Genomic DNA, 10,582 nt, shown 5'->3' with positions numbered 1-10,582 from the left:
CCATCGACGCGCGGGTCACCAGCTCGCCCCGCACCACCGCGACCCCGCCCCTGGGCACCGCCTCCCGGCCCATCGCCAGCCGTCCGGCCCGCGCCCCCGCCTCGTACAGCGGCAGCCGCACCGTCGTCAGCGCCGGTACCGCGTCCACCGAGAACGGCAGATCGTCGAAACCGGCCACCGAGACGTCATCGGGGATCCGCAGCCCCTGCTCGCGCAGCGCGGCGCACGCCCCCAGCGCCACCGTGTCGTTCGCCGCCACGACCGCCGTCAACCCCGGTTCCCTGCGCAGCAGTTCCAGCGTGGCGTCATAGCCGGAACGGCGGTCGTACGGGCCGTGGACGGTGAGGCGGGACCGGCCGTCCGGCAGGCCGGCGGCGGCCAGCGCCAGCCGGTGGCCCGCGAGGCGGTCGCGGGTCGTCGTCCGTTCGGCGGGACCGGCCACGTAACCGATCCGCCGGTGGCCCAGGCTCAGCAGATGTTCGGTGAGCCGCTGCCCGCCTCCCCGGTTGTCGAAGGGCAGCGCGGTCACCGCGGACTCGCTGCCGGGAATCGGCGGGCGGCCGCAGAGCACCACGCGCGTCCCCGCGTCGGTCAGTTTCGCGAGCTTCGCGGAGACCGCCGCGGTGTGTTCCGGGTTCTCGATGGCGCCGCCGGTCAGCACGACGGCGGCGGCGCGCTGGCGCTGGAGGAGCGTGAGATAGGTGAGTTCGCGCTCCGGGGAGCCGCCGGTGTTGCAGACGACCGCCAGCTTCTCGCCGCCCGCGCGCCCGCTGCCCTCCTGGCCGCCGATCTCGGACTGGGCCGCGCCCGCCATGATCCCGAAGAACGGGTCGGCGATGTCATTGACCAGGATGCCGACCAGGTCGGATGTGGCGGCGGCGAGTGAGCTGGCCGGGCCGTTCAGCACGTAGTCCAGCTCGTTCACGGCCGCCAGCACCCGCTCCCTGGTGGCCGCCGCCACCGGGTAGTTGCCGTTGAGCACGCGCGACACCGTCGCCGGGGAGACCCGTGCGCGGGCCGCGACATCCGAGAGGGTCGCTGTCATTTCTGCCTCCGTGCCACTCGCCCGCATCTCCTGTCACGCGATTCACGCGATCCCTTGTCGGGGCCGGTGTGCGCAGGTTAGCTTCATAGCGCGTAGAAAGCGCTTGCTATGACCGTGCGGGACCGTGTGGAGGGACCTTTCGTGACACGTAAGACAGTGCGGATCGCCATGAACGGCGTGACCGGCCGGATGGGCTACCGCCAGCACCTGGTCCGCTCCCTCCTCGCGATCCGCGAGGAGGGCGGCCTCGACCTCGGCGACGGCACCGTGCTCTGGCCCGAGATCGTCCTCGTCGGCCGCCGCGAGCACGCGCTCCGGTCGATGGCCGAGCGGCACGGCCTCGACCAGTGGTCCACCGACCTCGACGCCGTCCTCGCCGACCCGGCCGTCGACATCTACTTCGACGCCCAGGTCACATCCGCCCGCGAGGAGGCGCTGCGCAAGGCCATCGCCGCCGGGAAGCACATCTACACCGAGAAGCCGACCGCCACCGGTCTCGACGGCGCCCTGGAGCTGGCCCGGCTCGCCGCGGCCGCCGGAATCAAGCACGGCGTCGTGCAGGACAAGCTGTTCCTGCCGGGGCTGCTGAAGCTCAAGCGGCTCATCGACGGCGGCTTCTTCGGCCGGATCCTGTCCGTCCGGGGCGAGTTCGGCTACTGGGTCTTCGAGGGCGACTGGCAGGAGGCCCAGCGCCCCTCGTGGAACTACCGCGCACAGGACGGCGGCGGCATCGTCGTGGACATGTTCCCGCACTGGGAGTACGTCCTGCACGAGCTGTTCGGCCGCGTCACCTCCGTACAGGCGCTCGCCACCACCCACATCCCGCGGCGCTGGGACGAGCGGTCCGAGCCGTACGAGGCGACCGCCGACGACTCCGCGTACGGCGTCTTCCAGCTGGAGGGCGGCGCGGTCGCCCAGATCAACTCCTCCTGGGCGGTGCGGGTCAACCGCGACGAGCTGGTCGAGTTCCAGGTCGACGGCACGGAGGGCTCGGCCGTCGCGGGGCTCCGCAACTGCCGTGTCCAGCACCGCGGCACGACCCCGAAGCCGGTGTGGAACCCGGACCTGCCCGCCACCCACGCGTTCCGCGACCAGTGGCAGGAGGTCCCGGACAACGGCGACTTCGACAACGGCTTCAAGGTCCAGTGGGAGCTGTTCCTGCGCCACATCGCGCTCGACGAGCCGTACCACTGGGACCTGCTGGCCGGTGCGCGCGGAGTGCAGCTCGCCGAGCTGGGGCTGAAGTCGTCCGCCGAAGGCCGCCGGCTCGACGTCCCGGAGATCTCGCTGTGACGATCCTGCTGCCCCGCGCGGGCGGTGCGGGCTCCGGCGGTACGTACGCCTACACCCCCCGCACCGCACCCGCCGCGTTCACAGCGGGCGGTGCGCCGCTCGCCTCCCGTACGGTCTTCTCCGCCGCGCACGTCGTCGCCGACCCGTACGCCGATGTGTCGCCGGACGGCCCGCCCGCCGTCGACTGGGACGCCACGCTCGCCTTCCGCCGCCATCTGTGGTCCCACGGGCTCGGCGTGGCGGAGGCCATGGACACCGCGCAGCGCGGCATGGGCCTGGACTGGCCGGTCGCCGCGGAGCTGATCCGCAGGTCGGCGGCCGAGGCGAAGGCGGCGGGCGGTGCCATCGCCTGCGGCGTCGGCACCGACCAGCTCCCGCCGGGCGAGGTGACGCTGAACCAGGTCGCCGAGGCGTACGAGGACCAGCTCACCGTCGTCGAGGAGACCGGCGCACAGGCGATCCTGATGGCCTCGCGCGGGCTCGCCGCCGCGGCGAAGAGCCCCGACGACTACCTGGAGACCTACGGGCATCTGCTGCGCCAGTGCGCGGAGCCGGTCATCCTGCACTGGCTCGGCCCGATGTTCGACCCGGCGCTCGACGGCTACTGGGGCTCGTCCGGCCTGGACGCGGCCACCGACACCTTCCTCGACGTCATCGCCGCCCACCCGGACAAGGTGGACGGCATCAAGGTCTCGCTGCTCGACGCCGAACGCGAGGTGGACCTGCGCCGCAGGCTCCCCGACGGGGTGCGCTGCTACACCGGGGACGACTTCAACTACCCCGAGCTGATCGCGGGCGACGAGCGCGGTTTCAGCCACGCGCTGCTCGGCATCTTCGACCCGCTCGGCCCGCTCGCCGCCGATGCGGTCCGGGTCCTGGACACCGGGAACACCCAGGGGTTCCGCGACATCCTGGACCCCACGGTCGAGCTGTCCCGGCATCTCTTCCAGGCCCCGACCCGCTTCTACAAGACGGGCGTGGTCTTCCTCGCCTGGCTGGCCGGGCACCAGGAGCACTTCACGATGGTGGGCGGCCTCCAGTCGGCGCGCCCGCTGCCGCATCTGGCGCGGGCGTACGAACTGGCCGACCGCATCGGTCTGTTCCCCGATCCGGCGCTCGCCGAGAGCCGGATGACATCCCTGCTCAGTGTGTACGGAGTCGCGCAGTGACCGCAGACCTCACCCGCTTCAGCATCAACCAGATGACGGTGAAGCAGCTCGGCCTACCGGAACTCGTCTCAGCCTGCGTCGACTTGGGCGTCCCCGGCGTCGGACTGTGGCGTGAGCCGGTCCAGCGGTACGGGGTGGCGGCGGCGGCCGCACTCGTACGGGACGCGGGCCTGCGCGTCACCACGCTCTGCCGGGGCGGCTTCCTCACCGCGACGGGCGCGGCCGAGCGGGCGGCGGCGCTGGCGGACAACCGTACGGCGGTCGACGAGGCGGTGGCGCTGGGCACGGACACGCTGGTGCTGGTCTCGGGCGGCCTCCCGGCCGGCTCGAAGGACCTGCACGGCGCACGGGAACGGATCGCGGACGCGCTGGCCGAACTCGGCCCGTACGCGGCCGAGCGCGGGGTGCGCCTGGCGATCGAGCCGCTGCACCCGATGTTCGCCGCCGACCGCTGTGTCGTCTCCACCCTGACCCAGGCCCTGGACCTGGCGGAACGCTTTCCGGCCGACCAGGTGGGCGTCGCCGTCGACACGTACCACATCTGGTGGGACGACCGGGCGCCCGCGCAAGTGGCACGGGCGGGGGAGGGTGGCCGCATCTGTACGTTTCAGCTGGCGGACTGGACCACTCCGCTGCCGGCCGGGGTGCTGAACGGCCGCGGCCGGCTCGGCGATGGCTCGGTCGACCTGCGCGGCTGGCGCGAGCGGGTGGACGCGGCCGGGTACACGGGACCGGTCGAAGTGGAGCTGTTCAACGAGGAGTTGTGGGCGCTGGACGGCGTGACGCTGCTGCGCGAGACAGCCGAGAGGTTCGTGCGGTACGCGATGTAGAAAGCCGGGACGGAGCGGGAGGGGCGGCCGGACAGCACCTGTCCGGCCGCCTTCTTGTGTTCGGCCGAATACTGTCGGTCACCTGATAAACGTCATGCGGGTCGAGATCGCCGTATCGAGGTAACTCCGCTGTCGGCCCGGGCGAGTTGGGCGCGGAGCCCGTTAGCGTTCCCATGGATCTGGACGGATTGCCAGCGGTTCATCCGCTTATTTCCTCTTTCCGTGGCCGGTGCGCCCGCGCCGACCGCCGCCGTCGCTAAGGAGAACCCGCCCGATGACCGTTGAGACCGGCCCGGAAGCACAGCTGGAGCCGTCCGCGCAGTCCAGTCTGAGTACCGCGGCAGCCCGTAACCTCGCCACCACCACCAAGTCCGCCCCGCAGATGCAGGAGATCACCTCGCGGTGGCTGCTGCGGATGCTCCCCTGGGTGGAGACGAAGGGCGGCACCTACCGGGTGAACCGCCGGCTGAGCTACACCGTCGGTGACGGCGTCATCGAGTTCGTCCAGGACGGCGCCGGGGTCCGGGTGGTCCCGCGCGAGCTGGGCGAACTGGCCCTGCTGCGCGGCTTCGACGACGCCGACGTACTGAAGGCCATCGCCGACCGGTGCGTCCAGCGCGACTTCCGCGCCGGTGAGGTGCTGGCCGAGCGCGGCGGCCTCGCCGAGCAGATCCATCTGATCGCCCACGGCCGGATCAAACAGACCTCCGTCGGCAAGTACGGCGACGAGGTCTCCGTCGCCCTGCTCGCCGACGGCGAGCGGTTCGGTGAGAACGCCCTGCTGGACACCGACGCGAGGTGGGACTACACCGCCACGGCCGAGACGGCCGGCATCCTCCTCACGCTGTCCCGCGCCGACTTCGACGCCGTACTGTCCGCCGCACCGGCCCTCCAGGAGCACATCGAGCGGTTCAGCTCGCTCGCCGACCGGCCGCAGACCCGGCACGGCGAGGCCGAGATCGCGATGTCGGCGGGCCACACCGGAGAGGCCGAGCTGCCGGGCAGCTTCGTCGACTACGAACTCCAGCCGCGTGAGTACGAACTCTCCGTCGCCCAGACGGTGCTGCGGGTCCACAGCAGGGTCGCCGACCTCTTCAACGGGCCGATGAACCAGACGGAGGAGCAGCTCAGGCTCACCATCGAGGCGTTGCGTGAGCGCCAGGAGCACGAGCTGGTCAACAACCGCGAGTTCGGGCTGCTCCACAACGCCGCGTTCAAGCAGCGGATCCAGACCCAGTCGGGCCCGCCGACCCCGGACGACCTCGACGAGCTGCTCAGCCGCCGCCGTGGCACCAAGCTCTTCCTGGCCCACCCCAGGACGATCGCGGCGATCGGGCGCGGGTTCAACGCCTGCGGGCTCTACCCGGACCACGTCGACCTCGGCGGCCAGCAGGTCCCGGCCTGGCGCGGGGTCCCGATCCTGCCCTGCAACAAGATCCCCATCAGCAAGGAGAACACCAGCTCGATCCTCGCCATGCGAACCGGCGAGGACAACCAGGGCGTCATCGGCCTGCGGCAGACCGGCCTGCCCGAGGAGTACGAGCCGGGCCTGTCGGTGCGCTTCATGGGGATGAACGAGCAGGCGATCATCTCGTACCTGGTCACCACCTATTACTCCGCCGCCGTTCTGCTGCCCGACGCGCTCGGCGTGCTGGAGAACGTGCAGATCGCCCGCAGGTCCTAGAACCAGTCCCTGCCAGTCCGGCCGGTCCACCCACCTGACCAAGGAGCTAAGGAGTTACGGATGCCCGATCCCGGGCCTTCACCTCTGCAGCCGAGCGCTGCCCTGCAACGGATCCTGTGCGGCCCCAGCGGTCTGGGCACGGCGGGTCTGCACCTGGCGCGGCGCGCGGAACCGCCCGCTCCTGCCGAGCCCGAGCAGCCCGAGCAGCCCGGGTCCGCGCAGCCCGACGAGGGCACACCGATCCCGGGTCTCTACTACCACCCGGTGCCGCCCCCCGACCCGGCGCGGGTGGAGGAGGTCAGCCGGCGGATCAAGGCGTGGGCGGTGGACGAGGTCCAGGCGTACCCACCCGAGTGGGAGGACCAGTTCGACGGCTTCTCCGTCGGCCGCTACATGGTCGCCTGCCACCCGGACGCACCCACCGTCGAGCATCTGATGGTCGCCACCCGCCTGATGGTCGCGGAGAACGCGGTCGACGACTGCTACTGCGAGGACCACGGCGGCTCGCCCATCGGCCTCGGCAGCCGCCTGCTGCTGGCCCACACGGCTCTCGACCCCCTGCACACCACGCAGGAGTACGAGCCGGACTGGGTGCGGTCGCTGCAGTCGGACGCGCCCCGGCGTGCCTACCGCTCCGCCATGGAGTACTTCACCCGGCAGGCCACCCCTTCGCAGACCGACCGGTACCGGCACGACATGGCCCGGCTGCACCTCGGCTACCTGGCCGAGGCCGCGTGGGCGCAGGAGGACCACGTGCCCGAGGTGTGGGAGTACCTGGCGATGCGCCAGTTCAACAACTTCCGCCCCTGCCCCACCATCACCGACACCGTCGGCGGCTACGAACTCCCCGCCGACCTGCACGCCCAGCCGGCCATGCAGCGGGTCATCGCGCTCGCGGGCAACGCCACCACGATCGTCAACGACCTGTACTCGTACACCAAGGAGCTCGACAGCCCCGGCACCCACCTGAACCTGCCCGTGGTGATCGCCGAACGTGAGGGGGTCTCCGACCGGGACGCCTATCTGAAGGCGGTCGAGGTCCACAACGACCTCATGCACGGCTTCGAGAACGAAGCCGCCACCCTGGCTGCCGACTGCCCCGTCCCCGCTGTGCTGCGTTTTCTCCGGGGCGTGGCCGCGTGGGTCGACGGCAACCACTACTGGCACCAGACCAACACCTACCGATACAGCCTGCCCGATTTCTGGTAAGGAGCGGACTTTCACTATGACCAGCACCGAGCTCACCACCGACGCCTCCGTTTTCGTCCCGGCCCCGGCGTCGCCCTACCAGGGTGACATCGCCCGCTACTGGGACACGGAGGCCAGGCCCGTGAATCTGCGTCTCGGTGACGTCGACGGGCTCTACCACCACCACTACGGCATCGGCGATGTCGACCACGCCGCTCTCGGGGACGCCCGCGACAGCGAGTACGAGAAGAAGCTGATCGCCGAGCTGCACCGGCTGGAGTCGGCGCAGGCCGAAGTCCTCCTGGACCAGCTCGGATCCATCGGACGGGACGACACGCTCGTGGACGCCGGCTGTGGCCGGGGCGGTTCGATGGTGATGGCGCACCAGCGGTTCGGGTGCACGGTCGAGGGCGTCACGCTGTCGGCCAAGCAGGCCGACTTCGGCAACCGCCGCGCACGCGAACTCGGTATCGACGACCACGTCCGCGCCCGGGTGTGCAACATGCTCGCCACGCCCTTCGAGACGGGCCAGGCCGCCGGGTCGTGGAACAACGAGTCGAGCATGTACGTCGACCTGGACGACCTCTTCGCCGAGCACTCCCGCATCCTCGGGGTCGGCGGCCGCTATGTGACCATCACCGGCTGCTGGAACCCGCGTTACGGCCAGCCGTCGAAGTGGGTCTCGCAGATCAACGCGCACTTCGAGTGCAACATCCACTCCCGCCGCGAGTATCTGAAGGCCATGGCCGACAACCGGCTCGTCCCGCAGACCATCGTCGACCTGACGGCCGCGACTCTGCCCTACTGGGAGCTGCGGGCCACGTCCTCGCTGGTCACCGGGATCGAGGAGGCGTTCATCAACTCGTACAAGGACGGCTCGTTCCAGTACCTGCTGATCGCGGCCGACCGCGTCTGACCGGGCGGCGGCCGCAGCCACAGCCGCAACCGCAGGGGCCCGGTCCACCGGACCGGGCCCCTGCGCGGTGCGTCCGCTCGGGTGCGTCCCCGGGCGCGTCCGCTCAGAAGAAGACCCCGCACCGCAGCAGCACATTCGCGTACGGACGCGCCTCGCCGGTACGGACCACCAGACGGGTGCCCGCCGTCAGGCCCTTGAGGTCGTCGTGCGGGACCAGGCTCAGGCCGGGGAAGCGGGCGTCCAGCAGCTCCGCCGTCGCCGGGTTCGCCTCCCGTACCTCCTGGGCGGCCGTCGCACCCTCCACGACCAGCTCGGCCAGCAGGCCGTCGAGCACCTCGGCGAACGACGGGGTCCCGGCGCGGAACGCCAGATCGACCAGGCGCGGGCCGGGCGGTACCGGCATCCCCACGTCACAGATCAGCACACCGTCGCCATGGCCCAACTCGGCCAGAGCGCCCGCGAGGTGACGGTTGAGGATTCCCGACTTCTTCATTCCGCCCGTACCTCTTCGGCGGTCGGATAGGACTCCTGCGCACCGGGCCTGGTCACGGCGGTCGCACCCACCCGCGCGGCGAACGCGGCGGCCTGCGCCAGGTCCTCGCCCAGCCCGAGCCGCCAGGCCAGCGCCGCCGTGAAGGCGTCACCCGCACCGGTGGTGTCCACTGCGTCGACCTTCAGGCTCGGTACGTGCGCGCTCGTCCCCGTACGGCCGTCGGCGACCAGGGCGCCCTCGGCGCCGAGGGTGATCACCACGGAGCGCGGGCCGAGCGCGAGCAGTCCCCGCGCCCACTCGTCGGGGGATTCGCCCGCCGCGTCGCCCAGCACGGTCCTGGCCTCGTGCTCATTGACCACCAGCGGGTCGCAGGCCGCGAGGATCTCGTCGGGCAGTGGCTGCGGCGGGGACGGGTTCAGTACGAACCGGGTCCCGGCCGGCAGCACCCGTACCAGCTCGGTGACCGACTCCAGCGGGATCTCCAGCTGCGTCGACACCACGCCCGCGGCCTCGAACAGGCTGCCCGCCGCGCGGATGTCGGCCGGGGTGAGCCGGGCGTTGGCACCGGGGGAGACCACGATGCTGTTGTCGCCCGAGGGGTCCACCGTGATCAGGGCGACGCCGGTGGGCGCGCCGCCGACGAGTACACCGACGGTGTCGACGCCCGCCGCACGCTGGGACTCCAGGAGCAGCCGTCCGTTGGCGTCGTCCCCGATCCTGGCCAGCAGGGCGCTGCGGGCGCCGAGCCGGGCAGCGGCCACCGCCTGGTTGGCGCCCTTGCCGCCCGGATGGATGACCAGGTCGGAGCCGAGCACGGTCTCGCCGGGTGCGGGGCGGCGTTCGACGCCGATCACCAGGTCGGCGTTGGCCGACCCCACGACCAGCAGGTCGTAGTCGTACATGGTTGTCCTGCTTTCGAAGGAGTGCAAAGAGCGATGACGCGGCCGGGCCTGCGGGCCGGCTGCCCGTCAGGAGAAGCCGGCAGTCAGGAGAAGTCGGCGGCGTTCTTCTTGGTGACGACCTTGACCGGCACCTTCACCATGCTGCCGACCTTCTTGCCGTGCGAGGCCCTGAGCGCGTTCTGGACCGCCAGTCTGCCCAGCTCGGCGGGTTGCTGGGCGACCGTGGCGTACAGGGTGCCGGCCTTGACGGCCTTCAGTCCGTCGGGCGTGCCGTCGAAGCTGACCACCGGGATGGAGGTGCCCGCCTTGGAGCCGAGGGCCTTGATGGCGCCGAGGGCCATCTCGTCGTTCTCGGAGAAGACGCCGGTGATGCCGTGGTTGGCCTGGAGCAGGTTGGTCATGACGTCGAGGCCCTTGGTGCGGTCGAAGTCCGCGGGCTGCCGGGCGACGATCCTGATGCCAGGGAACGCCTTCATGCCCTCCTCGAAGCCCTGGCCGCGCTCGCGGCTGGCCGAGGTGCCCGCGGTGCCCTGGAGCACGACGATCCTGCCCTTGCCGCCGAGCTTGGCCGCCAGGGTCTTCGCGGCGAGCTTGCCGCCCGCGATGTTGTCCGACGCGACGAGGGTCGCGGTGTCCGCCTTGTTGACGCCGCGGTCGGCCGCGACCACCGGGATGCCCGCCTTGTCGGCCGCGCGCACGGAGGGAGCGGCCGCGTCCGAGTCCACCGGGTTGATGATCATGGCCTTGACGCCGGCGCTGGTGAAGTTCTCGATCTGGTTGGCCTGCTGGGAGGCGTCGTTCTGCGCGTCGGTGACGGTCAGGTCGATGTGCTCGGCCTTGGCCTCCTGCTGGGCGCCCGCCTTCATCTGTACGAAGAACGGGTTGTTCATGGTGGACAGGGAGAGCCCGACCTTGGTCCTGCCACCGGACGACGAACCGGAGTTGACGTAGGTGACGGCGCCCACGACGGCCGCCACCACGACGACGGCGACACCCGCCTTCGCCGCCTGCCTGCCCTTGCCGCCTGGCCCGCCCGGCCCGGCACCCGCGGGGGCACCGCCG

The 10,582-nt window shown here is 71.3% G+C and carries 9 protein-coding genes and 1 pseudogene; 6 read left to right on the top strand and 4 right to left on the bottom strand.

Features of this window, described 5'->3' with window-relative positions; translation table 11 throughout:
• On the bottom strand, positions 1-1,045 hold a 1,045-nt coding region (locus G3I19_RS30135), incomplete at its 3' end, for a LacI family DNA-binding transcriptional regulator (protein ID WP_164266888.1).
• 141 nt (positions 1,046-1,186) lie between these two features.
• Between G3I19_RS30135 and G3I19_RS30130 the strand changes: the two genes are divergently transcribed.
• From G3I19_RS30130 to G3I19_RS30105, 6 genes and pseudogenes are all read left to right on the top strand, one after another.
• Positions 1,187-2,338, top strand: a complete 1,152-nt coding sequence (locus G3I19_RS30130) for a Gfo/Idh/MocA family oxidoreductase (protein WP_164266887.1) — start codon at positions 1,187-1,189, stop codon at positions 2,336-2,338.
• Entirely contained in the window at positions 2,335-3,507 is a 1,173-nt protein-coding gene (locus tag G3I19_RS30125) for a dihydrodipicolinate synthase family protein (protein ID WP_164266886.1), read from the top strand. Before G3I19_RS30130 ends, G3I19_RS30125 begins: the two co-directional genes overlap by 4 nt.
• 32 nt (positions 3,508-3,539) lie before the next feature.
• Complete coding sequence (locus tag G3I19_RS30120; protein WP_164266889.1) at positions 3,540-4,337, top strand: sugar phosphate isomerase/epimerase; 798 nt, start codon at positions 3,540-3,542, stop codon at positions 4,335-4,337.
• Positions 4,338-4,611: 274 nt separating this feature from the next.
• Positions 4,612-6,021: a family 2B encapsulin nanocompartment shell protein gene (locus G3I19_RS30115; protein ID WP_164266885.1), complete on the top strand. Its 1,410-nt coding sequence runs from the start codon at positions 4,612-4,614 to the stop codon at positions 6,019-6,021.
• Positions 6,022-6,117: 96 nt separating this feature from the next.
• Positions 6,118-7,230, top strand: a pseudogene (locus G3I19_RS30110) (family 2 encapsulin nanocompartment cargo protein terpene cyclase); the annotation flags it as partial.
• Between the two features lie 16 nt (positions 7,231-7,246).
• Entirely contained in the window at positions 7,247-8,125 is an 879-nt protein-coding gene (locus G3I19_RS30105) for a geranyl diphosphate 2-C-methyltransferase (RefSeq protein WP_164266884.1), read from the top strand.
• A gap of 103 nt (positions 8,126-8,228) precedes the next feature.
• Here the strand turns inward: G3I19_RS30105 and rbsD are convergent, their stop codons facing one another.
• The 3 genes from rbsD to G3I19_RS30090 form a co-directional block, all read right to left on the bottom strand.
• Complete coding sequence (gene rbsD, locus G3I19_RS30100; RefSeq protein ID WP_164266883.1) at positions 8,229-8,618, bottom strand: D-ribose pyranase; 390 nt, start codon at positions 8,616-8,618, stop codon at positions 8,229-8,231.
• Positions 8,615-9,520, bottom strand: a complete 906-nt coding sequence (locus tag G3I19_RS30095; protein ID WP_164266882.1) for a ribokinase — start codon at positions 9,518-9,520, stop codon at positions 8,615-8,617. The genes rbsD and G3I19_RS30095 overlap by 4 nt, the downstream gene beginning before the upstream one ends.
• 83 nt (positions 9,521-9,603) lie before the next feature.
• Positions 9,604-10,582, bottom strand: a 979-nt coding sequence (locus tag G3I19_RS30090) for a substrate-binding domain-containing protein (protein WP_164266881.1), incomplete at its 5' end; no start/stop codon positions are given.

This window comes from Streptomyces sp. SID10853 (genome assembly GCF_010548145.1).
Classification (GTDB): Bacteria; Actinomycetota; Actinomycetes; order Streptomycetales; family Streptomycetaceae; genus Streptomyces.
The sequence above is the reverse complement of the archived record's forward strand: the minus strand, read 5'-3'. Positions and strand labels throughout refer to the sequence as shown.

Coding starts and splice junctions, on each gene's coding strand:
- G3I19_RS30120 (WP_164266889.1), top strand. CDS start 3,540: ATGACGGTGAAGCAGCTCGGCCTACCGGAACTCGTCTCAGCCTGCGTC.
- G3I19_RS30115 (WP_164266885.1), top strand. CDS start 4,612: ATGACCGTTGAGACCGGCCCGGAAGCACAGCTGGAGCCGTCCGCGCAG.
- G3I19_RS30105 (WP_164266884.1), top strand. CDS start 7,247: ATGACCAGCACCGAGCTCACCACCGACGCCTCCGTTTTCGTCCCGGCC.
- rbsD (WP_164266883.1), bottom strand. CDS start 8,618: ATGAAGAAGTCGGGAATCCTCAACCGTCACCTCGCGGGCGCTCTGGCC.
- G3I19_RS30095 (WP_164266882.1), bottom strand. CDS start 9,520: ATGTACGACTACGACCTGCTGGTCGTGGGGTCGGCCAACGCCGACCTG.